Here is a 24,706-nt window from a genome sequence, read left to right as displayed (position 1 = left end):
GCGGGATTGCCGTCGAGCCGCTCCCTCCGGTGCCGCGGAGGGAACGCTGACCGGTCGCGTGAGACCGGCCGGCGAAGAAAAGGGAGGCGTCCTCCGCCCTGCCGTTGCGCACCAAACGACCTTGATCCAAAGGATCAGGTGGGAGAACCACGTGACTTCAAGGCTTTCCGCACTTGGCGGACATGCGCAACCGTCACGTAAGGTCGACCCGGGGTCGTATGTAGGAACAAGGCAAATGTAAAGTGCACTGTCGAACAGCGCAGAGAACGCCCGACGCTTATTTTACAGAGCCGTCGACGAGCGCATCAAGCTTCTTTCGCAGGGCGGCCAGTCCGTCGGTCAGCACCTGTTCCTGCGAGGTCTGCTCCTTTCGGAGCGTAAGCAGCTCGTGGGCGATGCTCACGGCCGCCAGGACGGCGATGCGGTCGAAGCCGGGCACCTTGGCGTTTGACTTCAGCTCGCGCATCTTGCCGTCGAGGAACTGGGCCGCGGCGACGAGTCCGGCGCGCTCATCGGGCGCGCAGGCGATATGGAATTCGCGATCGAGCAGGCGCAAGGCCACCGGTTCGCTGGTCATGGCATTCATGCTTGGTCTGTCAGCCCGTGTTCTCAAGCGCCTTGAGGCGCTGGATCATCGCTTCCACACGGCTGCGCGCCTGTTCGTTGCGCGCCATGAGGCTGGCCCGTTCACCGGCCAGTTGTTCCTGGCTGTGCCGCAGGCTGCGGTTTTCCTCGGAGAGGCGGCGAACGGTATCGACGAGCCGGTCGAGCGTAGCGCTCAGGGCTTCCAGTTCGGTCTTGAAGGCGTCCGGGGTCGTCATGAGGCGGACTATAACAGGGGAGTTGGCAGCCCGGCAGGTCCGATGCGATGACGGGTGCATTAGAATTCATGGTCTTATCCTGAAGGAGTGCCCCTGTCATGTCGGCCAACCTCACCGTCGATCCAGAAGACATCGCCGAGCTGATCGGGCGCTGCAAGCTTGCCACCAACGTCAGCGAGTTCCACGGCTCCCTGGTGGGCTTCATCAGTTCGGGCGGTCATTTCCCGGGCGACTCCGTGCTCGGCGCGCTGCAACTGGAGCCGGATCCCGCTCCCAGCGCCGATGAGACGGCCATGCTGGTGCGCCTGCGCCACCAGACGCAGGAATGGCTCGCCGATCCGGAGCTTACGTTCTCTCCCTGGCTGCCGGACGACGACGCCCCCATCGCCGAGCGTGCCGATGGCCTGACGGACTGGATCCGCGGCTTCCTCGGCGGACTGGGCCTCGGTGGCTCGGTCGCGCGCAACCAGAACATGAGCGACGACGCGAAGGAGATCCTGAAGGACATGGCCGCCATCGCCGCCACGGAATTCGAATTCGACGCCGACGACGACGTCAACGACGAAAGCCTGATCGAGCTGGAAGAATTCGTCCGCGCGGGCGCCATGCTGCTGCATGCGGAGCTGGCGACGGGCCCGCACCCCACGAGCGACACGCTGCATTGATAGCGCCTGCCGAATACGCCCGGCGGCGCCGGGAGCTCATGCGCATGGTCGGCGAGGATGCGGTACTGATCCTCGCCGCCGCTCCCGAGCGCATGCGCAATGCCGATGCGCCGTGGCCGTACCGGCAGGACTCCGATTTTCACTACCTCACCGGCTTTGGCGAGCCGGAGGCGGTGCTGGCCCTGCTGCCCGGTCGCGCGCACGGTGAGACGGTGCTGTTCTGCCGTGAGCGCGACGCCGAACGCGAGCGCTGGGACGGCGAACGCATGGGCACGGATCGTGCCGCACGCGAGCTGAAACTCGACGACGCGTTTCCCATCGACGATATCGACGACATCCTGCCCGGGATGATCGAAGGCCGTTCGCGGGTGTACTGCCATTTCGGCCAGGAGCCCGACTTCGATGCCCGGCTGCTGGCCTGGATGCGGCGCCTGCGCACCGCGCGCGGCGGTGGCGTGGCACCGAAGGACCTGGTGGCACTGGGTCATCTTCTGCACGACATGCGCCTGTTCAAGTCGCGCGACGAACTGGCCCTGATGCGCCGCGCGGCCGAGGTGGCCGGTGCCGCGCATCTTGCGGCCATGGCCATGGCGCGGCCCGGTGTCGCCGAATACGAGATCGAAGGGGAAATCCTCCGCACCATTCGCAGTCGTGGTGCGGTGCCTGCGTTTCCGCCCACGGTGGCGGGCGGTGCCAATGCCTGCATCATGCATTACCAGCAGAACCGCGCCATGCTGCGCGATGGCGACCTGCTGCTGATCGATGCGGGTGCGGAAGTGGAGTGCTATGCCTCCGATATCACGCGCACGTTCCCCGTAGGTGGTCGCTTCTCGAAAGAACAGCGCGCGTTGTACGACATCGTGCATGAAGCGCAGCTCGCGGCCATCGACGCCGTGCGTCCCGGCCGCTCGTTCGCCGACTCGCATGAGGCCGCGGTGCGGGTCATTGCCAGCGGGCTGTGCGCACTGGGCCTCATCAAGGGCAGTGTGGATCGTGTAATCGCGGAGGGCGCCTACAAGCCGTATTTCCCGAGCAAGACGGGCCACTGGCTCGGCCTCGACGTGCACGACGTGGGCGATTACCGCATCGACGGCGAACCGCGCGTGCTGGAAGAGGGCATGGTGCTCACGGTAGAGCCGGGCATCTACGTGCCACCGGACGATCGCTCGGTACCCGAACGCTGGCGTGGCATCGGCATCCGCATCGAAGACGACGTGATCGTCACCCGCGGCGCCCCCGAAGTGATGACGGCGATCGTCCCCAAGTCCCCCGATGCCCTGTAGGAGCGCGCCTGCGCGCGACCGGGGTTATCGCAAAGCCGGTTGCGCGCAGGCGCGCTCCTACAGAAGTAGGTGATCGCGATATCTGGCAAAGAAAAAGGCCGCCTCACGGCGGCCTTTTCATCTCACGGTCCCTTCGGCAGCACATCCTTGCGTCGATGTGCCTCGTCATCCGAATGCACCTCGTACCACATCGCATTCAGCACGGCGAAGCTGCAGGCGAGGCCGAGGCCGAGAATCCAGGCGAAATACCACATGGCGGCGCTCCTTCAGTACATGCTGTGCGACTTGCGCACGTGTTCGAGAGTGACCCGGCCGCGCATCACGCGGAAGACCCAGCCGGTGTAGAGCAGGATGATCGGCATGAACACCACGGTCACGCAGAGCATCAGGAACAGCGTACCTTCGCTCGACGAGGCATCCCACACCGTGAGGCTCGATGTCGGGCTGGTGGCCGATGGCATCAGGAACGGGAACAGCGCGAAGCCCGCCGAGAGGATCGTACCGGCCACCGCCAGGCTGCTGCAGAAGAAACCCATGAAGCCGCGACGACCGATGAACACCTGAAGACCCAGCGCGCCGGCAAAGGCGATCACGGGAGCGGCCCAGAACAGTGGGTGCGTCAGGTAGCCCGCAAACCACGAGCCACCCATGGCCACCTGCTTGGCCAGCGGATTCGACACGCCATCGGTCACCACCGGACCGGCCACCGCATAGCCGGGAATGCCGTAGGCCAGCCACACGCCGGCGAGCACGAACAACACCACGTACACCAGCGAAGCGATACGCGAAACACGCACCGCGCGCTCGGCGATGACGTGGTCGGCCTTCATCGCCGCCCATGCCGCACCGTGCGCCAGCAGCATGCTGAGGCTCACCAGCCCGCTCAGCAGCGCGAACGGACGGAACAGCTGGAAGAACGTGCCATCCCAGGTCATGCGCAGGTCGCCGTCGAAGTGGAACGGCAGGCCCAGGAACAGGTTGCCGAAGGCCACGCCACAGACCAGCATCACGATGACGCCCGATGCCACCAGGGCGTAGTCCCACACGGCCTTCCACGTGGCGTTGTGCACCTTCTCGCGGAAGTTGAATCCCACCGGTCGGATGATGAAGGCCACCAGCAGCACGAACATCGCCACGTACAGCCCCGAGAACGAGGCGGCGTAGAGCAGCGGCCACGCGGCGAATACCGCGCCGCCGCCGAGAATGAACCACACCTGGTTGCCTTCCCACGTGGGCTCGATGGTTTCAAGTAGCACCACGCGTTCGTGTTCGTCCTTGCCGAGCACGCGCAGCAGGGCGGCCACGCCGAAGTCGAAGCCATCCATGATGGCGAAGCCGATCAGCAGGATGCCGATCAGAGCCCACCAGATGATGCGCAGGGTTTCGTAATCGAACATGTCGTTCTCCTTTACGCCGTCTGCGCCGTGGTGGGAATGGCATCCGGCTTCTTCGGCCACATGCCGAGGCCGTCCGGTCCCTTGCGGGCAAACTTCACCATGAGGTAGCCGTCGATCACGGCAAGCGCGGTGTAGAACAGCACGAAGCCGCCGAGCGAGATCCATACCTGTCCGCTGGTGAGCGACGAGGCGCCCAATGCGGTGGGCAGCACGCCCTCGATGGCCCACGGCTGGCGACCGTACTCGGCCACGATCCAACCCAGCTCCGCCGCTACCCATGGCAACGGCAGGCTCCACAGTGCCACGCGCAGGAAGCGGCGGCCTTCAAGGCGGCGCTTGCTGGCGCGCCAGAACGCGTAGCCGAACAGGAAGATGAACCAGAAACCGCAGGCGACCATGATGCGGAACGACCAGAACAGCACCGGCACGTTGGGAATGGTGCTGTCGGCCGCCTTCTGGATGTCGTCCGGCGAAGCCTTGCGCGGATCATCCATGAAACGCTTCAGCAGCAGCGCGTAGCCCATGTCCTTGTCGTGCGCGGCGAGGATGGCCTTGGCCTGCGCATCGTTCTTGTTCTCGCGCAGGATCAGCATCGCATCGTAGGCCTTGATGCCGTCGGCGATGCGCACCTTGGCATCGTCCACGAGGTCGGCGATGCCCAGGATCGGCTCGTCGATGGAGCGCGTGCCCATCAGGCCCATCACCCAGGGAATCTTCACGGCCGCGTGGGTCTGGTGGTTCTTCACGTCGGGCAGGCCGAACAGCGTGAACGCCGCCGGTGCCGGTTCGGTTTCCCACATGGCCTCGATGGCGGCCATCTTCATCTTCTGGTTTTCCGAGACGGTGTAGCCCGACTCGTCGCCCAGTACCACCACGGACAACGAGGCGGCGAGGCCGAAGCTGGCCGCGACCGTGATGGAGCGCTTGGCGAAGTCGATGTTGCGCCCGCGCAGCAGGTACCACGCACTGATCGACAGCACGAACATCGCACCCATGGTGTAGCCCGCGCTTACGGTATGCACGAACTTCGACTGGGCGACCGGGTTGAAGATCACCTCCTTGAACGAGGTGACCTCCATGCGCATCGTCTCGGCGTTGAAGGCTGCGCCCACCGGGTTCTGCATCCATGCGTTGGCGATGAGGATCCACAGCGCCGACAGGCTGGTGGCCAGGGCGAGGAACCAGGTCACCAGCATGTGCTTCAGCGGCGAGAGGCGATCCCAGCCGAAGAAGAACAGGCCGACGAGGGTGCCTTCGAGGAAGAAGGCCATCATGCCTTCGATAGCCAGCGGGGCACCGAAGATGTCGCCGACGTAGTGGGAGTAGTAGGCCCAGTTCGTGCCGAACTGGAATTCCATGGTGACGCCGGTGGCGACACCCATGGCGAAGTTGATGCCGAAGAGCACGCCCCAGAACTGGGTCATGCGCTTCCATACCTCGCGCCGGGTCATGACGTACACACTTTCCATGATGGCAAGCATGAAGGCCAGGCCCAGCGTCAGTGGCACGAAAAGGAAGTGATAAAGCGCGGTCAGCGCGAATTGCAGGCGCGATAAGCCGACGACATCGGGGTCGACAATCATGGCTGGGTTCCCTGGGTAGAGGCAGAAGCGGGTGCGAGTGCGCGGCTGACGCCGGCGGGCGAAACATCGGCCCGGGGCAGCGGGCGTATGGCCACGTACCAGATGAGCATGAGCACCGCGAGTTTGGCGACGACGATCACCGAAAGCTCGAAAACGAGCTTCTTTAGTGGTTTGTCGCGCCATCGGCGGCGTTTGGTCGGAATGTCGTCAACCATGTGTACGACTCCAGCAATTCCCTTGAATATTCGCCTGGCATCGTAAGCCTGGCGGTTCCGACGCGAGCCATGGCCGATTGTCGCAACGGGCTGACCGCGTATCCTTGCGTTTTCCCCTGTCGCCACAGCATACGCTTCGATGACCCAGAGTAAAGTGCGTTACGCCTCAGTCGATGTACTACGCGGTATCACCGTCGCCGCCATGTTGCTGGTGAACGATCCAGGAGACTGGGGCCATGTCTGGTGGCCCCTGGAGCATGCCGGGTGGAATGGCTTCACTCCCACCGATCTGGTTTTTCCCCTGTTCCTTTTTATCGTGGGCGTGTCGGTCTCGCTCGCCATCGTGCCGCGTGTCGAAGCGGGCGCACCGAAGGCACCGATTCGGCATGCGGCGATACGCCGCGCGCTGCGCATTGCCGGATTGGGGCTGCTGTTGAACGTGGTTGCGTGGCTGGCCATACCGGATGCACACCTGCGCCTGCCCGGGGTCTTGCAACGGATCGGCCTGTGTTTCGCTGCCGCATCGCTACTGGCGATCCATGTGGGGGCATGGACCCGCGACCTGCTGGCGCTGGGGTTGCTGGCCGGCTATGGGGCGTTGCTGTTGATCGGCGGCATGGAGCCATGGACCAACCTGCCCAGCCGGGTGGATACGGCCGTGTTCGGGCCCTTTGTCTATATGACCGACCCGGCGACCGGCCGAGGGCATGACCCCGAGGGGTTACTGGCCACCCTGCCGGCGCTGGCCAGCACCCTGCTGGGAATGCGGGCGGGCGCGTGGCTGGTGCGGGGCGAGGTCCGCCGGCTGGTGATCGCTGGCGTGGTGTTGCTGGCCGCAGGCTGGCTGGCGCAGGGGGTGTGGCCGCTCAACAAGAACCTGTGGACGCCGAGCTATGCCCTGTGGGCCGGGGGCTGGTCGTTCCTGTTGCTGGCGGCAGCCCACATGCTGGTGGACCGTCGCGGCTGGCGACTGCCGGGCCGGGCATTCGGCGTGAATGCCATTGCGGCGTATGCGGGGTCCGGGCTGATGGTCTACATCCTGATCGCCCTGGGCATCACCGAGCCGTTGTACCACTGGGCCTTCGCGTCATGGATGACGCCGCTCTTCGGGCCGTATGTCCCCTCGGCCGCCTGGGGCGTGGCGTTTGTCGCCGTGTGGTGGCTGGTGGTCCGCTGGATGGACCACCGTCGTATCTACCTGAAGGTGTAAAGCGACCGCCCCCTCCCCACCCGTCGTTCCTGTGAATACAGGAACCCAGCGCCCCGGTTTGCCAGCACGGCGAGGACGTTGCATCGGCTCTGGCGTAGGGGGTGTTATCGCGACAACCGTCTGCACCGCGCCGGGTTCCAGCTTCCGCTGGAACGACGGCTTCGGGCGGGGTTGCGTTACCTTCCCTACCCGTCGTTCCTGTGAAAACAGGAACCCAGCGCCCCGGTTTGCCAGCACGGCGAGGGCGCTGCATCGGCTCTGGCGTAGGGGGTGTTATCGCGACAACCGGCTGCATCGCGCTGGGTTCCAGCTTTCGCTGGAACGACGGCTTCGGGCGGGGTTGCGTTACCTTCCTACCCGTCGTTCCTGTGAAAACAGGAACCCAGCGCCCCGGTTTGCCAGTAAGACGAGGGCGCTGCATCGGCTCTGGCGTAGGGGGTGTTAGCGCGACAACCGGCTGCATCGCACTGGGTTCCAGCTTTCGCTGGAACGACGGCTTCGGGCGGGGTTGTCGTTACCTTCTACCCGTCGTTCCTGTGAAAACAGGAACCCAGCGCTCCGGTTTGCCAGTAAGGCGAGGGCGCTGCATCGGCTCTGGCGTAGGGGGTGTTATCGCGACAACCGTCTGCACCGCGCTAGGTTCCAGCTTTCGCTGGAACGACGGCTTCGGGGGCGTTTTCCCAACTTGCCAGCCGTCGTCCCTATGTGCGCGACGCTTACTTCAACAGCGCGAACGCATCCCGCGTCAGGTTTTCCGGCTCGCCCGTGGTGCACACCACATCGTCCTCGATGCGGATGCCGCCGTACTTGCGGAAGCGATCCACCCTGGCCCAGTCGATATCCGCAGCCACCGGCTTGTCCTTCAGTTCGGCCAGCAGCATGTCGATGAAGTACAGGCCCGGTTCGATCGTCACCACCATGCCCGGTTCGAGCTGGCGGGTGAGGCGGAGATAGGGATGACCATCCGGTCGGGCGATGGTGCCGCCGGTTTCCGAGGCCTGGAAGCCGGCCACATCGTGCACCTGCAAACCGATGCCATGACCCAGGCCGTGCGGGAAGAAGGCTGACGACACGCCCGATTCCACGGCACTCTCCGCACTCATGCGAATGAACCCGTGCTCGCGCAGCACACCCGCGATCACGTGATGCGCATGCACGTGCAGCTCGGGATAGCTCTGCCCCGCACGCACCTTCGCCACGAACGAACGCTCGGCGGCGTCCATGGCATCGATCAGCTCCTGGAACTCACCCGCACCCTTGCCCGCATAGGTACGCGTGATATCGCTGGCATAACCCGAGGCGCTGGCACCGGCGTCGATGAGGAACGAGCGGTTTTCCGCCGGGGCGCTGCGATCGAAGTGCGTGTAATGCAGCACGGCGCCATGCTCGTTGAGGCAGACGATGCTGGAGTAAGGCAGCTCGGCGTCGATCTGGCCCACGGCCGCCAGATAGGCCTGGTGGATGCCGATCTCGCTCTGACCATCACGGAAAGCCTGCTCGGCCGCACGATGCCCACGCGTGCCGCGGCGGCTGGCCTCGCGCATCAGCTCCAGCTCGTACGGCGTCTTGAACGAGCGGTGGTAGTGCAGGTGATCGACCACTACCGATGGATTGTTCGGCACCACCGAATCCAGCATCGTGTCGCCGATGATCGCGCAGCGCGACTGCATGGCCGGCAGTTCGGCCAGGGCATCGACGGGCTTGCGCACGATCACGATATCGAAGTGCTCCACCCAGTAGCCGGTAGGCGCTTCGGGCACCACGTGCCAGTAGTCGCGCGGCTGCAGGAACACCAGCTTGGGCTTGTGCCCGGGGGTGTACACCAGCCAGCTGCCCGGGGCATCCACCAGCGGCAGCCAGTGCTTGAAATGCGGGTTGACCACGAACGGGTAGTCCTGGTCATCGAGGAACTTCGTGATCGGCTGGCCGGCGGGTATCACCAGGTGGTCGAAACCACCCCGGGCCAGCGCCGTGTCCGTGCGCTCGCGCAGGGTGGCAAGGTGCTGGGGATAAAGCGCTGCCAGCGCGTCGTTCATCGGTGTTCTCCGGGAGAAGTGGGGCGGGGGAAACGCCAATGGTGCGCTCATGCCGCCGCCACGCCAACCCCGCGCGCCGGATCAGGCGCGGGCAAACACCAGCACGAAGTCACCCGCGAGGTCACCCAGGCTCTGGCGCAGCGCCGTGGCACTGTGGTCGCTGTGACCGGCCAGGCTGCGCAGGTGGGCGCCGAAGAGGGTGATGGCGAAATGCCCCACGGCGAAGTCGTGATCGGGCGAGCGCCAGTCGGCCAGCGGCGTCCAACTGGCGCAGGCGGGGCAGGCGACATAGGCCGAGTCCGGCGCATCGCACCACACGGCCAGGGCTTCTTCCAGGGCATCGCTGCCTTCCTCGCCCGGGGCCAGCACGGCGCGGCAATCGGGGCAGCGGATCCGGAATCCGGCGTCGTAACGACAGAAGATCCCGTTTTCCGGCCCGCCTTCGACGAGATATGCGCCTTCCTCGCCCTCGACCCAGCGATTCCCGGCGGCGTGCAGGCCGATGGCGAGAATGCCTTGCTCGCGCAGGTCCTCGTCGATGGTGCGGAAACGCGGCTCACCGGCGCCGAACAGATGTGGCGAGATCACGCCCTTGCCGACCAGACGCAGGTACAGGTCGGTGGCGGCGGCTGCGGCGTCGTCGCGCTGGAGTCGTGAATCGACCAGGATGGTGGTGGCATCGCTCATGGGTGGATGGTGAGGCGCGCGCCGGTCTACGTAAAGCACGTGTCACGTCATTCGTTCAGTCCGCCTGCGGTCCGATCCATTCCTCGATGAGGTGCAGATGCGCATCCACGATGGCGACGATGCGATGTCCCGACCAGCACTGGGTCGCCGAGGACGCCTGTTCGCGCCACAGTTCGTGGATACCCACTTCGAGCGTCCGCTCCCTTTCGCGCAGGGCAGGCAATGAAAAACGCACCTGGCGCACCGCGCCCGGAGCCGTATCGCCCACGCCCAGCAGCATGAGCCCACCCACCGACAGGTCGCACAACTGCCCCAGTTCCACGCCCGTCATCGCATCGGTGACGGTGATGGGACTGGTCACGCGCTTGCGCGGCGAACGGCGCTGTTCGGCATCGTGTGTCATGCATGGCCCGCCGAGTGTGCGCCGTCGCGGCGCAGGTGGCGGGCCACGGCACGCCATGCGCGATCAACCGGCGGTGTGCGATGTTCGTTCCATTCGCGGGCATCACCGCGCGCTATCTGCGTGGCAAGGCGGGTAAGGTCCATGTCGTCCACGCGCACGCCACGCGAATCCACGAGCAGGCAGCGGGCCGTGGGCGGGGAAAACCAGGCCAGCTTGCGCCGCACGGGGCGGCCGTCCGGCCTGCGGAACTCGAACCACGTTCCGAAACGCGTGCGAGCAAAGCCCTCGTAGATGGCCTGGGAGGCCGGATCGAGCGGAACCGGTTGCACGGGCGGCAACGGTTCGCCATGTGCCGTGCCTTCACCGAGGCGCGGCCTCTGCTTCAGGCGCATGGCGATATCCATCTGCGAGGGCGTTTCCTGGCCCGGCGCATCGAAAACGCCGGCCACCACCTGTGCGGCTTCCGAGGTGGACATGCCCAGGTGTTCCAGCCCGCGTTCGATATCGTGGCGAAGGCGTTGCGGGTCGCCCTGCTTTGCGAGCAACTGCTCGGTGATACCGAGGCAGTGCAGGAAGGATTCGCCTGTTTCGCCACCGCGCAGCAGGTGAAGCGCAAGGACATCCGTCCAGGTCCGTTCCAGCAGGATGCGCAGCACGCCGCGGGGTTCGTTCCGTTCGGTCATGCGTTCGGCCATCAGCTCGGTGGCGTGCTGGCGCGCGCGTTCCAGGCGGTCGCGGCCTTCCATGGCTTCGATCTGTCGCCGCTCGGCGACATGCGCCTTGCGGGTGAGCTGGGCCAGATGCTGTTCGATGTCCTCGCGCCAGGCAGGATCGATGGTCTGCGCCTGTCCCGCATCGGTCACCAGGCGCTCCAGCCTTGCACTCAGTGCCTCGTCCGCTTCGCCTTCCGCCGGGTCGAGCCATGGCTGGGCCGCCCGGCTCACGGTGTCGAGCAACTGGCGTGCCGGATGGGTCGGGTCGTCGAAAAAGCGCCGGTCGTCCATGGCGGAGCGCAGCACGGACCATTGCAGGCTGCCCAGCACGGCCAGGGCAGGACCTTGCCGGGGCAGCTCCCGGGCGAGGTTGTCGAACAGCAGGGCGACGAGGGTGACCGTGTCGTCCTGTAGCTCGGTGAGGCTGGCGGGCGGGGCGCCGGCCGGGCGCGTACGGTCGATCGCCGCCAGCAGTTCATCGTGCAGGCTGCGGGCATCGAGGATGTCGCGACGCTCGACCTGGCTGCCCTGCATGGCCTTGCCTTGAAGAGCATGCAACGCCGCCTGCCATTCGGCGCTCGTCGCAAGCCGGGCACGTATGCGGGTGCCGTGGTCGTGTTCCACATGATCGGCGAGCAGCGTGCGCAGCCCTTCGAGCACGCTGGTGGCGTCATGTGCCCGGTGGGTATCCGATGAGGCTTCCCCCGTGGCCCGCAGGGCAGGCGGCTGTACCACGCGAACGGTGGGGTAGATCCGGAAGCCGGGAAGAATGCCGTGGGAGAGGTAGTGCCCGTTCAAGGCCTCGTAGAAGGTTTCACTGTGGGCCAGCACCTGGGCGTCGATGGCCTGGTACAGGATGATCCGGTGCGCGGCCGGCAACGTCAGCGCTCTCGCGGCGTCCTCCAGCGCGGCCACGAGTGCGCGGGGGCCGAAAGGCAGTGCGGCTCCCTCCAGGGGTGCCGCGCCGGCCAGCACCGCCATGCGATAGCCGAGCTCGAACAGGCTGCCGGCGCTGCGCGACTCGGCCCGCGAGGCCATGCTGGACAAGGTGGCAGCCTGCTCCTGCTCACTGGCGTCGAGCAGGCTCAGTGAGGGGTGATCGTCATGCGAGGGATGGACGCCGGAATGCGCCCCGAGGCGCCGGAAGCGTTCCGCCACCCCGGCGGCAAAGCGATTGCGGAAGGCCGGCCCTTCGCGCTCCAGGATGGCCCGGCTTTCGAAGCAATGCTGCTGGTCCAGATGGTTGCGGCTGGCATCGGCAATGGCGAAGAGCCGGCGGTCGGTATCACGCAGGGCTTCGCGCAATGGGGCATCCAGCCACGCAAGGCACAGCGAAAGACCCTGCTGTACTTCGCGCTCCACGCGCGGGGAGGCAGGCACGGTGGGTGAGACCGTCCGTTCGTCCGGAGGCGATGTGCCAGGGCTCATCGATGACAGTTCCTCCCCCGGACCGGGTCCGGGTCTGGAGGCAGCGTACGCGTTGCGCCGGATGGCGGATGGCGCACATTCGGCCAATGGCGCGAATATGCATATGGACGTCCATACGAAAACGGTTATGGACCGGACTATCGTTCTTTGGCGATGTGTGACGCTCGTCATCACAAACATGAACGGACGCGCGTTTACGGCAGCTCAGTCAGGGTTTGTGTCCAAGATGGATGCGCATATCCAATGTTACGTTGCGCTCGCAGTCGGCGGTGGAGATGGCTGCGCGCTGGCCGGGATGCCATCACTTCCTTCTATCGAGCATGCCCCATGTCAAAGCGACACTCCCCCGCTCCGGCCGACGACCGGCCCTCGGTGGTCCAGCTCGTGCCCGACGAGGCGCGCCTCTACAACCTGTTGATGGAGCCGGGTGAAACCAGTCTTTCTCCCGAGCAACTGCGCGAACATTTCCGCCGTTCCGGCATTCTCGCCGACGATCCGCGCGCGGCAGGTATCTACGATTACCTGGACAAGGCACGCCAGCGCAACGAAACCAGCCTGTCGGTGACCGAGTTCGCCGTGGTGTTTGCCATGAACCCCAGCCTGTTCATGCGCATCGCGGAAGATTCCATGGTGGTTCCCGCGTGGAGCGATTTCGCCCGTTCGGTGGGAAAGATCTTCAACGAACGCCGCTCCAATAATGGCGGCAAGGTGGCGGCGTACATTCCGGAACTGGCGCGCGTACCGGCTGATCGCTACGGCCTCAGCATGTGCAGCGTGGATGGCCAGCGCGCGCATTACGGTGACGCGCAGGAGATGTTCAGCATCCAGTCCATTTCCAAGACGATCAGCTACTGCATCGCCCTGGAAGAAGCCGGCAACGAGCGCCTGCATGAGCGCATCGGACGCGAGCCCAGCGGCCACTCATTCAACGCCATCACGCTCGATCCCCGCCGTCGTCCGCATAACCCGATGATCAACGCCGGTGCCATCGTGAGCTGTTCGCTCATCCGGCCCGGGGATTCGGCTTCTGCGCGTTTCTCGCATGTCTTCGATACCTGGAAGAAGCTGGCGGCCAACGGTGCGGTATCGTTCAACAACACCGTGTTCCTCTCCGAGCGGGATTCGGCCGATCGCAATTTTGCGCTGGCCTATTTCCTTCGCGAGAACGGCGCGTTCTCCAAGGAGACCAACGTGGCCGCGACGCTGGATTTCTACTTCCAGTGCTGTTCCATCGAGATGAACTGCGATTCCATGGCCGTGGTCGCCGCCACGCTCGCCAATGGCGGCGTCAACCCGCTTACCAACGAACGCGTGTTCTCGTCGGGCACGGTGAAGCACTGCCTGTCGTTGATGCACTCTTGCGGCATGTACGACTTCTCGGGTGAATTCGCCTTCCTCATCGGCGTTCCGGCGAAGTCGGGCGTAGGTGGCGGCATCATGGTGGTGGTGCCCGAGAAGCTGGGCTTCTGCGTGTGGTCGCCGCCGCTGGACGAGAACGGCAACAGCGTACGCGGCATCGAGTTCTGCAAGGGCCTCACCTCGATGTACTCGTTCCACAACTTCGACATCGTCACCGGCCATGACGGCAGCGAGCGCATCGACCCGACCCGGCGCAACGTTTCGCTCGACAATGCCCGCCACGTGGACCTGTGCTGGGCCGCCATGCACGGCGACATCAAGGAAATGCAACGCCTGGTCGCCAGCGGCGTGAATCTCAACGGCGCTGACTACGACGGCCGTACGGCACTGCACATCGCTGCGTCGGAAGGCAAGCTGGAATCGGTGCGCTACATCCTGCAGAACGGCGGCCAGTTCGACCGGGTGGATCGCTGGGGCAACTCCGCCGTGCAGGACGCCGAGCGCGGGGAACACCACGCCATCGTCGCCCTGTTCGAGGCATTCGCCAGCGGCGGTCGCAAGACGCGTCTCAGCGCCTGACCATCATTCGCCGGTCGGCGCGATCTCCATGAACGCCTCGATCACGTCGTTAAGAAAGCGCTGACCGAGCGTAGTGGTACGCAACAACGTTGCATCGTCTTCGATCCAGCCCTTGCGCAGGCACTGCGTGAGGACCGGCTCGATGATCGAGTGGTTCAGCCCCGTGCGCTCCGTGAAATCCGCCATCGGCACGCCGTCGATCAGGCGCAGCGCATTGAGCATGTATTCGAAGGGCAGGTCAGCCGCTTCCACGATGGAGTCGCCACCGATGCGCTTCGCCTCGCCCGAGGCGGCAAGGTAGGCGGCGGGCAGGCGGGTCTTCCAGCGGCGGCGCACCGTGTTGGCGTCGCTGATCTTGCCGTGGGCACCGGCGCCGATGCCCAGGTAGTCGCCGAAGCGCCAGTAATTGAGATTGTGTGCGCAACGGCGTCCGTCGCGCGCGTAGGCCGATACCTCGTACTGGGCATACCCGGCGTCCGCCAGGCGATCCTGGCAGGCTTCCTGGATACCCCATGCCGCGTCGTCGTCCGGCAGCGGCGGCGGGTTGGCAGCAAAGGCCGTGTTCGGCTCCAGCGTGAGCTGGTAATGCGAGATATGCGTGGGCGAAAGCGCTACCGCACGATCGACGTCGTTCAGGGCATCGGCCAGATCCTGCTGCGGCAATGCATACATCAAGTCGATATTGATGTTCTCGATGCCGGCGTCCTGCGCGTGGCGCACGGCATCGGCGGCTTCGTTGGCCGAGTGGATGCGGCCCAGGCGATGCAGCTTGTCGTTGTCGAAGCTCTGCACTCCGAACGAGATGCGGTTCACGCCTGCAGCAAGGTAACCATCGAAACGGCCGTGTTCCACGGTGCCGGGATTGGTTTCCAGCGTGATTTCCGCGCCATGCGCGAACGGCAGGCGTTCGCGTGCACCATCGAGGAAGCGCGCAATCAGCTCCGGCATGAACAGGCTGGGCGTGCCGCCGCCGAAGAACACCGTTTCGATCTTGCGGCCACCGATGGCATCGCCGAAGTCGCGCAGGTCGGCATCCATGTCGGCCAGCAGCACATCGACGTAGCGTTCGTACTCGGGCGTGCCACGCACGCCGTGCGAGTTGAAGTCGCAGTACGGGCATTTGCGCACGCACCATGGCATGTGCACATACAACGACAGCGGCGGCAGGATAAGGCTCATGCCAGCTCGGCGAAGCGTGCCTTGAGCACGGCCAGGGCCTGTCCGCGGTGGCTCATGCGGTTTTTCAGGGCGGGTTCGATCTCGGCGGCGCCCAGGTCGGAGCCGTCAGGCAGGAACAGCGGGTCGTACCCGAAACCACCCTCGCCGCGCGGGGCTTCGAGGATGCGGCCATGCCAGCGGCCTTCGGCGATCAGCGGTGCCGGATCGTCCGCATGACGCAGCAGTACCAGCACGGCGATGAAGTAGGCGCTACGCTTTTCCATCGGCACGCCGTCAAGTTCGCGCAGCAGCCTGGCATTGTTGGCGGGGCTGTCGCCGTGTACGCCGGAATAGCGCGCGGCATACAGGCCCGGTGCGCCGTTGAGCGCGTCCACGCAGATGCCCGAGTCGTCGGCCAGGGCGGGCAGGCCGGTGGCACGGGAGGCGTGGCGTGCCTTGATGAGTGCGTTCTCGACGAAGGTGAGCCCGGTTTCATCGGCATCGCTGACACCGAAGGTGCTCTGCGGCAGCAGTTCGACGCCGCTGCCGGCCAGGAGCTGCTCCAGCTCGACCACCTTGCCCGCATTGCTCGACGCGAGAACGATGCGCATCACAGGCCCCCGGTGAATTCGCTGGCGTATTCCACGCGACCGGCGTAACCCGCCAGGCCGTCGATGGTGAGCGGCAGCACCTGGAAGGCGTTGCCGCCTTCGAAGGCATCGTGCAGATCGTGCGCCGAGGCCTTGCCGAAGCCGAAACCCGCGTAATAGGCAGGCGAGCCCAGCACGAAGATCGCGCGCGCATCGGCCACGAAGCAGGCGCCGATGCCTTCCTCGATCAGCTCGCGGCCGATGCCCTGGCGCTGGTGATCCGGATGCACGGCGACCGGGGCGAGGCCGAGGGCCTTGCCGTCGTCACCGTTCTCCACCGTGACCGGCGAGAACAGCACGTGACCCAGCACGGTGTCGTCGTCATCCACGGCCACCAGCGAGATGCTGGCCTTGCCGGCATCCACCAGGCGGCGCACGAGATCGCCCTCGGCCGGGCGGCCGAAGGCGGCGTGGTGCAGGGCCACGATGGCATCGAGGTCGGCGGCGGTGGCCGGGCGCACGTCAGTCATGGCGTGGACTCCAGCGCGGCGCGCTGCGCGGCCACCAACTCGTCGACGCCCTTGGCGGCCAGGTCGAGCATGGCGTTCATTTCTTCACGACGGAAGGCATGCCCTTCGGCGGTGCCCTGCACCTCGATGAGGCCGCCACCGTCGTTCATGACGACATTCATGTCGGTATCGCAGTTGGAATCCTCGGCATAGTCGAGGTCCAGCACCGGCACGCCCTCGTAGATGCCCACGGAAACGGCGGCCACGGCGCCCAGGATGGGGTTGCGCTTGATGGCGTTGCGACGGGTGAGGGTGGCGATGGCATCCACCAGCGCCACATAGGCACCGGTGATGGCGGCGGTGCGGGTGCCGCCATCGGCCTGGAGCACGTCGCAGTCGAGCGTGATCACGCGCTCGCCCAGGGCGGCACGATCGACGCAAGCGCGCAGCGAGCGGCCGATGAGACGCTGGATCTCCATGGTGCGGCCACCCTGGCCGCCACGGGCGGCTTCGCGCTGGGTGCGGTCGCTGGTGGCCCGGGGCAGCATGCCGTATTCGGCCGTGACCCAGCCCTCGCCCTTGCCGCGCAGCCACGGCGGCACGCGCTCTTCGATGGAGGCTGTGCAGAGCACGCGGGTGTCGCCATAGCTCACGAGCACGGAGCCTTCGGCATGGCGGGTGAAGTGGCGTTCGATGCTGACGGTGCGCAGCTGGTCGGCGGCGCGGCCGCTCGGACGGGAAAAGGACATGGGTGGGCCTGATTTGGGCGCGGGCGGTGGGTCAGTTTACCATTGCGCCCCCAGTCACCGCGCGAGCGACCTCCCCATGATCCGTAGCATGACCGCCTACGCGTCCGCCGAAAGCGCGGGCCCGTCCGGCACGCTGACCTGTGAACTCCGCACGGTGAACCATCGCTACCTGGAGATCAGCCCGCGCCTGCCGGACGATCTGCGTAGTTTCGAAAGTGCCCTGCGCGAGCGCATCGCCACCCGCCTGTCGCGCGGCAAGGTAGACGTGACCGTCCGCCTGCGCGGCGAAGCCGGCTCCGGCGATGCCCTGCGCATCAACGGCACGATGCTCTCGCGCCTGTCCGAACTGGCCCTCGACCTGGAACAGCGCTTCCCGCGCATGTCCATCGAATTCACCGAACTGCTGCGCTTCCCCGGCGTGCTCCAGCAGCCCGAATCGGATGCCGACGCCCTCCAGGCCGCACTCATCGACGTGCTCGACCGCGCGCTGGATGCCCTGGCCGACACCCGTGGTCGCGAAGGCAGCAAGCTCGGAGAAATCCTCCGCGAACGTCTCGACGGCATCGAGAAGATCGTCTCCGACGTGCGCGGCTGGCTCCCTGAAATCCGCGCCGCCCTGCGCGCCCGCCTCGAAACCCGCCTGGCCGACATCCGCCAGCCGGTGGAACCGGGCCGCCTTGAGCAGGAACTGGTGCTCCAGGTCACCCGCATCGACGTGGACGAAGAACTCGACCGCCTCGCCACCCACATCTCCGAAGCCCGCCGCGTGCTGGCGCTGAAAGAGCCCATCGGCCGCCGCCTCGACTTCCTCATGCAGGAATTCAACCGCGAGGCGAATACGCTCGGTTCGAAGTCGGTGGACTCCCGTACGACGAATGCGGCGGTGGAGCTGAAGGTGTTGATCGAGCAGATGCGTGAGCAGGTGCAGAATATCGAGTGATGTATCTCAGAGTCTCGGGCGGTCCGTAAATGACCGAAGGACGGGCCGGTTCGCGCTATTTAAGCTGACAGTCGCTCTCTCCATGCCTCTACGCCCAAGAGATCTGTTTCATGACGAAGAATATCGTTAGCCCTTTAGGTATCGCGAGACACGAACTCGCGCATACGCCGTCAAAGGGCCAACAGGCTTTCAACAGGTTGATCGAGAAGATCGAGAAGCGCCGCGCGACGCTGGCCGACTGGGAAGCCTTCGGCGCCGACTTCCGGCGTAAGTTCAACGACGAACTGCTGCCGTTGCGGGGCAGCTTCAACACGTTGCGGATTCAGATGGTGAAGCGCCTGGATCAGGCGCACGGTACCAAAGGCCTGACGAATGCAGAGCGACAGATAGTCGAGGAACTGATCACCCATGTCGCCGGCGATTTACTCGCCGTCGTCGACGACCCCGCTATCAAGGAAATCTTCCAGCGCTACAACGCGGCAAGTGCCGAGGAAGAGGCGGCTGCGATCAAGATGATGCGCGATGCGCTACAGGATGTACTCCGCGTCGATATCCCGGATGACGTCAACTTCGCTTCTATCGACGACATGCGTCTCCACTTTAAGGAGCAGCTGGACCAGGACGGGGAGCGTGAACGCGCCCGTCATGAGGCGAAAGCAGCGCACCACGCGAAGCGCAAGCAGTCACCCAAGCAGGCAGCAGCCGATGAGCGGGCACGCGCCGAGGAGGCAGAGGTGCACCTGTCGATCCGGGAGGTCTACCGCAAGCTGGCCAGCTTGCTTCATCCCGATCGCGAGCCCGACCCCGTCGAGCGGGAGCGCAAGGCCGTCCTGATGCAACGGGTCAACCATGCTTACGCCAACAAGAGCCTCCTCGACCTGCTCGAGTTACAGCTGGAGCTGGAACACATCGATCGGTCCGCACTGGAAAGCGTAAGCGAGGAGAGGCTCAACCGCTGGAACAAGATTCTGAAAGAGCAGTTGCGTGGCCTCGATCAGGAGCTGTCCGAGATTAAGATCGAGTACGCGATACGGAGCGGTATGAGGCCAGGGCATCCCGTTTCGCCAAGGAACGTCAAGTACGCGTTGAACACGAACATCAACCAGCTGCGCAACGGCGTGCGCGTTTTCGAAGAAGACTTGCGTGTGTTTGATGATCCCAGAAAACTGAAGTCCTGGCTCAAGGTCATCAAGCGCGAAATGGCCGCACAGGCCGACTACGACATGCAGTTTTGAGCGAAGATCAAGGGCAGTAGAAGGAGCATGGACGGAATTCAGCAAGGTCCGAGCGGCTCAAGTAGACGAACTCGTTCCAACCTTGCCGGACATCCTGTTTACTGGCTTGGCTCCTGAGTTTGGACGAGTGCCAGGAAGGAAGCCTGACGAACACGTGCTTGATTACACGTTTCGCCTGGCAAAAAGCATCGATGATTCGGCCTGCCTCGACGACCATCTTGGCATAATGACCCTTAAGTAAGATAAGGGCTGCTTTATTGCACCTTATCCTCTCGTTGAGGTGAGAAGCCAAGCCAGGTGCCGAGCCTGGTGCACCACCAGCAACACACCCACCACCACCATCAGCACTCCCGACACCCTGCCCACCCAGCGTGCTGCCGCTGGCCGCGACCCCAGGATCGCCTTCGCGCCGTAGCCCACCGCCAGGTACACCACCATGCACGTCGCCACCTCGACGATGCCCAGCAGCATCATCTGCATACCGGGTGATAGCGGACTGTCGGCCAGCACGAACTGCGGAAGCAGGGCGAGGAACAGCAGGAAGACCTTGGGATTGAGCGCACTTACGCCCCAGCCGCCGACGAGCCAGCGTCTGGCCGAAGCGGCTTGTTCGCCATCCTCGGCAGTGGGTACGGGGGGATTCCGGCTGATCCGCACGCCGAGCACCATGAGGTAGACCGCGCCGGCATAGGTCAGTGCCGACATGGCCGAGGGGTGGGCGTTGAGCATGGCCCCTGCGCCGATGGCCACCACCGTCACCATGGTGAGATGGCCCAGGATCAGTCCGGTGACCGAGGTGAGGATGCCGCGCCCGCGAATGCCGGCAGCGATGGCATAGGCCCAGTCGGCGCCGGGGGTGAGGATCAGGAGGATCGCCACGGCCCAGAAGGCCAGGAGTGCGGTTGCGGTCATGGGGGCTGCCAGTGGCGCGGGGACGCCGGGAATGGAGACATGCCGGGGCGTGCATCCCGGCGACTGGCCCATAGCTTATGTCCCTCGTGTCGGTGACATTCGCCTATTATTGGCGCTTCTGAATGATCTCTTTGGAAGATTCTTCCCCATGGATAAATTCGACAAGAAGATTCTTTCTGAGCTCCAGGCCGACGGACGCCTCACGGTCACCGAGCTGGCCGAGCGGGTGGGGCTCAGCCTGTCGCCCTGCCACCGGCGCTTGCGCGCGCTGGAAGACGCCGGTGTCATCCGCGGCTACCACGCCGATCTCGACCCGAACGCCGTAGGCCTGCGTTTCTATGCGGTGCTGTTCGTGACGCTGAAGGAAACCGTGGAGCGCACGGTGCATGCGTTCGAGGAAGCGCTGTCCGATGTGCGCGAGGTGGTGCATGCGCAGCGCCTGTTCGGCGAGCCGGATTACCTGCTGCATGTCGCGACCGAGGATCTTGCCGCGTTCCAGCGTCTTTACGACCGGCGCCTTTCAGGGTTGCCGGGCGTGTTACGCCTGACCTCCACCCTGGTCATGAAGGAGGTGGTGCCGCCGCGTCCCTTGCCGCTCGGTTGAACCACCTCAGCGGCGGGTGCGGCTCGCCAGTTCAAGGCGGTCGCGCACATCGCGCAGCAAGGCGTTGCCTTTCACGCGTCCGATCGTGCCGCGACCGCTGTCGTAGGCGTCGGCAAGCTGGCCCAGGGGGCGCCATGTGCTGGCCCACTGCACGATGACGCACGCCAGGGCGAACAGGCCGAAGAATGCGATGCCCAGCACAAGATGGAGCGTTTCCGTATCGAGGCTGTGCAGGAAGCCGGTGCGTGAATTGAGCACCACCCACGCGGCATGCCCCTGCGCCGTGTCGAACGGCGTGATCCACGTATCGATAGCGGTCGCTTCGTTGTCCAGCGCGAGTGCCTGGCCTGTCGGGGTCTTTACCGCGAGCACATCGCGCTGGTGCGCACCGAGAAGATCAACGTAACGCGCATCGAGCCCGCCCGAATAAAGCGAATGCGGAGCGAGGGACGTCAGGAGTGCAACATCACCATGCACCAGCCGCGCAAGCTTCGCGAATGAAGCATCGGTGGCACGCGATGCCGTCACCAGGTAGCCCTGCGGCGTGCGACCACGCATCAAGGGATGGATCACCACCCAGGCCATGGCGCCGTTATCGAGCCAGATGCCCTGCGCGGTCTTGCCTTCACTGATGGCTGCGATCACCAGCGGATCGTGCTGGATCACCTCCGGCGTCTTGCCGATCACGCCGATGCCCGTAACTTCCATGCCCTCGGCATCGAGCAGCATGAGAATGTCGTCGCCCTGGCGGCGCTCGTTGAGCAGCCGGCTGATGGAAAGCTTGTCCACCACGCCTCCGAGCTTCGCGTCGGGCACCAGCGACTGGGTGACGTAATCGACAAAGGCCGGATCGCCTGCCAGCACCTGACCGCGCAGGCGCAACAGCTCCCACGACTGGTCCGCGAAGTCATGCACCACTTCGATCGACATGCGCAGGTTCGCCTGGGCGCGCTCGCGAGCGGCATGCTGTGCATTCAGCAACACACCTGCCATGGCGATGGCCACGCCGGCCACCACGAGCACCACGCCCTTGCAAAGGGCTTTCGTCGCAAGCTTCACGATCCGGCTCCCAGATGCAGTTCGGTAGTGACACGCGGCTTGATCGCAACCAGTCGCTGCGTAACGTTCTGCCCATGCGCGGTGACAGCCTGTGTCCTGATCTGGGTGCGCGGATTCCAGAAATAGAGCGTGCCCGGACCGGAAGGCACATGCCGCAGGGTGAAGCTTCCATCGGCGCCCACGGAGCTTGCGTAAGGCGTGGGCAGCACCAGCAGGTCGAATTCCATGAAGTGATGCACGTTGCAGCTCACAAGTACCGGGCCCGGCGTGGTGAAACGACGCTCCACCACATCGCCCACCTTCTGGAACTGGTAGTCGAACACGGAGCCGGGCGTAGACGAATAAACGTTGTGCAGCACCTGGTCGAGATTGGCGAATCTGATCTTGCTGCCAGCCGGCACCACCATGGCGCCCGGGCGGAAATCCATGTCGACCGAGTTCACCGTATAGGCGCCCGGATGCAGGCGCGGCGCACCGGCCGCTGGCACGAAGTACACCACCGTGTCCGTCACTTCGCCCGTGGCGAGGGTCTGGCCGGGGTTGGCCGCCAGCTCTACATGGCCGGCGATATCGCCGCCATCGGCATGCGTCGCTGCCTGGGTCGCCATGCTCACCACGCCCCAGGCCAGTGCCTGGGCCATCCGCCGAACGAACATGCGACCCCCGGTATCACGTCATGATGATGGAAACAGTCCGGGCGCAATCTATCCGGCGCGAAAGCGCCGGTCTTGATGGAATCAAGCCCGACCTCCGGGCAGCGGAACCTTGCTGCCCGGAGATGGGGCCGGGGTTACTCGGTGGGCCACACTGCAGGTGCGGCGTCGAAGTCGGTGGATAGCGTGACCGGCTTCCAACGCTGCATTGTCGCGTGGCGCTGGCTCTCTTTCGTTTCGATCACGTGCCATGCATCCGAGCCCAGCACCAGTCGCGACGGAATCGACGTGCGCGAGGCGAGCGCGACGATGAGCTTCGCGATGCGCTCGGGATCACCCACCTCATGCCCCGCATACGCATCGATCAACGCCTTGAACTCGCCAAGCGAGGCCTCGTAGCCTTCCGGCAGGTGTTCGAGCGTGGTACGCGCTTCGTGGCCCCAGTCGGTACGCATGCCACCGGGTTCCAGCGTGCAGACGTGGATGCCGAACGGCGCCACCTCCTTGCCCACCACATCGCTGAAACCACCCACCGCCCACTTGGCCGCCTGGTAGGCCGACAGCCCTGGCGTGCTGATGCGGCCACCGGCCGACGACACCTGGAAGATATGCCCGCCTCCGCTGGCACGCATCGCCGGGATGGCGGCACGGGTGAGGTTCACCACGCCGAACAGATTGGTTTCGATCTGTGCGCGGAACGCATCGGAAGGCACGTGCTCGAACGGCTGGATATGGCCGTAGCCAGCGTTGTTGACCAGCACATCCAGCTGGCCGAAGCGTTTCACCGCTTCGGCGACGGCATCGCGTGCCTGCGTTTCGTGGGTGACATCCAGCGCGAAGGTGGCGAGTGCTTTGCCATGACGCGCCTGAAGATCGGCGAGGCTACGCGTATCGCGCGCCGTTGCCAGTACCTTGCCGCCGTCCTGCAATGCGGCTTCGACGATGGAGCGGCCAAGCCCGCGGGCCGCGCCGGTGATAAGCCAGGTCTTTGACATGATCGTTCTGCCTTGGGAAAGGGGAGGGATACGGGGGGCTTACGTAGGGTTGAAGCCGCTCTTGCCTTCGATGCCCACGGAAAGCGCCAGATCCTTCTGCGCGCGCAGGGCATCCAGGCTCTTGCCATAGCCGGCTTCCAGCACGGCGTACGCATCGCTGCCCAGGGCCGTGCGTAGCGGCGGTTCCGGCTGTTGGCTGACGGTGTAGATCGCGTCGGCCATCTTTACCGGGTCGCCGGAGATCTGCTCGTCAGCGATTTCGCGGATCTGCTCGCGTAGCTTGCCGACGACACTGTCCTTGTACGCGTCGTGCTGCGCGGTCCAGCGGATATTGGCGATGAAATCGGTCTTGATGGAGCCCGGTTCGATAATGACGGTGCGGATGCCGAAGCCGGCCACTTCCTGGCTCAGCGACTCGGCGAAGCCCTCCAGGCCGTATTTCGCGGCGTGATAGAGCGAACCGCTGGGGAAGGCCGCGCGACCGCCCATGCTGCTCACATAGATCAGCGTGCCGTCTCTGCGCTCGCGCAGGGCAGGCAGGAAAGCACGCGTGACATGGATGGGTGCCAGCAGGTTGAGCGCGATCTGCTGCTGGATATCGTCCTCGCTCATTTCTTCCATCGCGCCGATCACCGCGCCGCCCGCGTTGTTCATCACGACATCGACGTCGGCATGCCGCGCGGCGACGTTGCGGATGGCGGCCGGATCGGTCACGTCCAGCGACTCCACCACCAGCGCTTGCGGGTAAACCTTCGTCAATGCATCCATGGCCTCGACACGGCGCACGGCGGCGATCACGTCGTGGCCCTGTTCCAGCACCTTCTTCGTCAATGCCAGCCCCAGACCGCTGGAGGCACCCGTAATGAACCACTTCTGCTTCGACATCTGCCTGTCCTCGCTATGATGCGTGAGTACGCACGCAA

26 protein-coding genes and 1 other RNA gene are annotated in these 24,706 nt (G+C 65.0%); 7 read left to right on the top strand and 20 right to left on the bottom strand.

Features of this window, described 5'->3' with window-relative positions; translation table 11 throughout:
• Positions 1-86: 86 nt before the first annotated feature.
• From ssrS to HBF25_RS20235, 3 genes are all read right to left on the bottom strand, one after another.
• Positions 87-269, bottom strand: a non-coding RNA gene (ssrS, locus tag HBF25_RS20245) — 6S RNA.
• Between the two features lie 8 nt (positions 270-277).
• Complete coding sequence (locus HBF25_RS20240; RefSeq protein WP_166952076.1) at positions 278-586, bottom strand: cell division protein ZapA; 309 nt, start codon at positions 584-586, stop codon at positions 278-280.
• Between the two features lie 10 nt (positions 587-596).
• Complete coding sequence (locus HBF25_RS20235; RefSeq protein WP_166952074.1) at positions 597-821, bottom strand: TIGR02449 family protein; 225 nt, start codon at positions 819-821, stop codon at positions 597-599.
• 98 nt (positions 822-919) lie between these two features.
• Here HBF25_RS20235 and HBF25_RS22300 point away from each other — a divergent pair, with 98 nt between their 5' ends.
• Complete coding sequence (locus HBF25_RS22300) at positions 920-1,486, top strand: UPF0149 family protein (RefSeq protein WP_243853337.1); 567 nt, start codon at positions 920-922, stop codon at positions 1,484-1,486.
• Positions 1,483-2,769 carry an aminopeptidase P N-terminal domain-containing protein gene (locus HBF25_RS20230; RefSeq protein ID WP_279588229.1) on the top strand — a complete coding sequence of 429 codons (1,287 nt, stop codon included), beginning with the start codon at positions 1,483-1,485 and terminating at the stop codon, positions 2,767-2,769. The genes HBF25_RS22300 and HBF25_RS20230 overlap by 4 nt, the downstream gene beginning before the upstream one ends.
• Before the next feature lie 122 nt (positions 2,770-2,891).
• Here the strand turns inward: HBF25_RS20230 and cydX are convergent, their stop codons facing one another.
• The 4 genes from cydX to cydP are packed head-to-tail and all read right to left on the bottom strand — an operon-like array spanning position 2,892 to position 5,964.
• A complete protein-coding gene (gene cydX / locus HBF25_RS20225) occupies positions 2,892-3,023 on the bottom strand; it encodes a cytochrome bd-I oxidase subunit CydX (RefSeq protein WP_166952069.1) in 132 nt (43 codons plus the stop codon).
• Positions 3,024-3,035: 12 nt separating this feature from the next.
• Complete coding sequence (cydB, locus tag HBF25_RS20220; RefSeq protein ID WP_166952066.1) at positions 3,036-4,166, bottom strand: cytochrome d ubiquinol oxidase subunit II; 1,131 nt, start codon at positions 4,164-4,166, stop codon at positions 3,036-3,038.
• Between the two features lie 11 nt (positions 4,167-4,177).
• On the bottom strand, positions 4,178-5,746 hold the full coding sequence (locus HBF25_RS20215; RefSeq protein ID WP_250879119.1) for a cytochrome ubiquinol oxidase subunit I: 1,569 nt from the start codon (positions 5,744-5,746) through the stop codon (positions 4,178-4,180).
• Entirely contained in the window at positions 5,746-5,964 is a 219-nt protein-coding gene (cydP, locus tag HBF25_RS20210) for a cytochrome oxidase putative small subunit CydP (RefSeq protein WP_166952060.1), read from the bottom strand. The genes HBF25_RS20215 and cydP overlap by 1 nt, the downstream gene beginning before the upstream one ends.
• Positions 5,965-6,103: 139 nt before the next feature.
• Here cydP and HBF25_RS20205 point away from each other — a divergent pair, with 139 nt between their 5' ends.
• Entirely contained in the window at positions 6,104-7,174 is a 1,071-nt protein-coding gene (locus tag HBF25_RS20205; protein ID WP_166952057.1) for an acyltransferase family protein, read from the top strand.
• Positions 7,175-7,890: 716 nt separating this feature from the next.
• On the opposite strand, the gene pepQ is transcribed toward HBF25_RS20205, so the two are convergent.
• From pepQ to HBF25_RS20185, 4 genes are all read right to left on the bottom strand, one after another.
• Positions 7,891-9,210 (bottom strand): Xaa-Pro dipeptidase, encoded by a 1,320-nt coding sequence (gene pepQ / locus HBF25_RS20200; RefSeq protein WP_166952054.1) that lies wholly within the window; start codon positions 9,208-9,210, stop codon positions 7,891-7,893.
• 81 nt (positions 9,211-9,291) lie between these two features.
• Entirely contained in the window at positions 9,292-9,897 is a 606-nt protein-coding gene (locus HBF25_RS20195; protein ID WP_166952051.1) for a hypothetical protein, read from the bottom strand.
• A gap of 55 nt (positions 9,898-9,952) precedes the next feature.
• Positions 9,953-10,300 carry a PilZ domain-containing protein gene (locus tag HBF25_RS20190; protein WP_166952049.1) on the bottom strand — a complete coding sequence of 116 codons (348 nt, stop codon included), beginning with the start codon at positions 10,298-10,300 and terminating at the stop codon, positions 9,953-9,955.
• Complete coding sequence (locus HBF25_RS20185) at positions 10,297-12,441, bottom strand: DUF1631 family protein (protein WP_166952047.1); 2,145 nt, start codon at positions 12,439-12,441, stop codon at positions 10,297-10,299. Before HBF25_RS20185 ends, HBF25_RS20190 begins: the two co-directional genes overlap by 4 nt.
• Positions 12,442-12,768: 327 nt before the next feature.
• On the opposite strand from HBF25_RS20185, the gene glsA reads away from it, so the two are divergent.
• Positions 12,769-14,379 (top strand): glutaminase A, encoded by a 1,611-nt coding sequence (glsA, locus tag HBF25_RS20180; protein WP_166952045.1) that lies wholly within the window; start codon positions 12,769-12,771, stop codon positions 14,377-14,379.
• Positions 14,380-14,382: 3 nt separating this feature from the next.
• Here glsA and hemW read toward each other — a convergent pair whose 3' ends face one another.
• Genes hemW through rph form a run of 4 tightly spaced genes read right to left on the bottom strand, consistent with a single transcriptional unit; the run spans position 14,383 to position 17,385 of the window.
• Positions 14,383-15,558 (bottom strand): radical SAM family heme chaperone HemW, encoded by a 1,176-nt coding sequence (gene hemW, locus HBF25_RS20175; protein WP_166952043.1) that lies wholly within the window; start codon positions 15,556-15,558, stop codon positions 14,383-14,385.
• Entirely contained in the window at positions 15,555-16,148 is a 594-nt protein-coding gene (gene rdgB / locus HBF25_RS20170; protein ID WP_166952041.1) for an RdgB/HAM1 family non-canonical purine NTP pyrophosphatase, read from the bottom strand. The genes hemW and rdgB overlap by 4 nt, the downstream gene beginning before the upstream one ends.
• A complete protein-coding gene (locus HBF25_RS20165; RefSeq protein ID WP_166952039.1) occupies positions 16,148-16,657 on the bottom strand; it encodes a GNAT family N-acetyltransferase in 510 nt (169 codons plus the stop codon). Before HBF25_RS20165 ends, rdgB begins: the two co-directional genes overlap by 1 nt.
• The gene (gene rph / locus HBF25_RS20160) at positions 16,654-17,385 is read right to left on the bottom strand and encodes a ribonuclease PH (RefSeq protein WP_166952037.1); all 732 of its coding nucleotides are present in this window, start codon (positions 17,383-17,385) and stop codon (positions 16,654-16,656) included. The genes HBF25_RS20165 and rph overlap by 4 nt, the downstream gene beginning before the upstream one ends.
• Before the next feature lie 76 nt (positions 17,386-17,461).
• On the opposite strand from rph, the gene HBF25_RS20155 reads away from it, so the two are divergent.
• Both HBF25_RS20155 and HBF25_RS20150 read left to right on the top strand, forming a co-directional pair.
• Positions 17,462-18,325 carry a YicC/YloC family endoribonuclease gene (locus tag HBF25_RS20155; RefSeq protein WP_166952034.1) on the top strand — a complete coding sequence of 288 codons (864 nt, stop codon included), beginning with the start codon at positions 17,462-17,464 and terminating at the stop codon, positions 18,323-18,325.
• A 110-nt stretch (positions 18,326-18,435) separates the two neighbouring features.
• The gene (locus tag HBF25_RS20150) at positions 18,436-19,560 is read left to right on the top strand and encodes a J domain-containing protein (protein ID WP_166952032.1); all 1,125 of its coding nucleotides are present in this window, start codon (positions 18,436-18,438) and stop codon (positions 19,558-19,560) included.
• Between the two features lie 264 nt (positions 19,561-19,824).
• Here the strand turns inward: HBF25_RS20150 and HBF25_RS20145 are convergent, their stop codons facing one another.
• The gene (locus tag HBF25_RS20145) at positions 19,825-20,472 is read right to left on the bottom strand and encodes a LysE family translocator (RefSeq protein ID WP_166952029.1); all 648 of its coding nucleotides are present in this window, start codon (positions 20,470-20,472) and stop codon (positions 19,825-19,827) included.
• Positions 20,473-20,620: 148 nt separating this feature from the next.
• Here HBF25_RS20145 and HBF25_RS20140 point away from each other — a divergent pair, with 148 nt between their 5' ends.
• Positions 20,621-21,076, top strand: coding sequence for an Lrp/AsnC family transcriptional regulator (locus HBF25_RS20140; RefSeq protein WP_166952026.1), 456 nt, complete (start codon positions 20,621-20,623; stop codon positions 21,074-21,076).
• 6 nt (positions 21,077-21,082) lie between these two features.
• Here HBF25_RS20140 and HBF25_RS20135 read toward each other — a convergent pair whose 3' ends face one another.
• The 4 genes from HBF25_RS20135 to HBF25_RS20120 all read right to left on the bottom strand — a co-directional run bounded on the left by HBF25_RS20135 (position 21,083) and on the right by HBF25_RS20120 (position 24,668).
• The gene (locus tag HBF25_RS20135; protein ID WP_166952023.1) at positions 21,083-22,135 is read right to left on the bottom strand and encodes a hypothetical protein; all 1,053 of its coding nucleotides are present in this window, start codon (positions 22,133-22,135) and stop codon (positions 21,083-21,085) included.
• A complete protein-coding gene (locus HBF25_RS20130) occupies positions 22,132-22,791 on the bottom strand; it encodes a cupredoxin domain-containing protein (RefSeq protein WP_166952020.1) in 660 nt (219 codons plus the stop codon). Before HBF25_RS20130 ends, HBF25_RS20135 begins: the two co-directional genes overlap by 4 nt.
• A gap of 134 nt (positions 22,792-22,925) precedes the next feature.
• On the bottom strand, positions 22,926-23,783 hold the full coding sequence (locus HBF25_RS20125) for an SDR family NAD(P)-dependent oxidoreductase (protein ID WP_166952017.1): 858 nt from the start codon (positions 23,781-23,783) through the stop codon (positions 22,926-22,928).
• A 39-nt stretch (positions 23,784-23,822) separates the two neighbouring features.
• A complete protein-coding gene (locus tag HBF25_RS20120; RefSeq protein ID WP_166952014.1) occupies positions 23,823-24,668 on the bottom strand; it encodes an SDR family NAD(P)-dependent oxidoreductase in 846 nt (281 codons plus the stop codon).
• Between the last annotated feature and the right edge of the window lie 38 nt (positions 24,669-24,706).

Source organism: Luteibacter anthropi (assembly GCF_011759365.1).
GTDB lineage: Bacteria > Pseudomonadota > Gammaproteobacteria > Xanthomonadales > Rhodanobacteraceae > Luteibacter > Luteibacter anthropi.
Note: the sequence above shows the minus strand (reverse complement) of the source record. Positions and strands in the feature narration are given on the sequence as shown.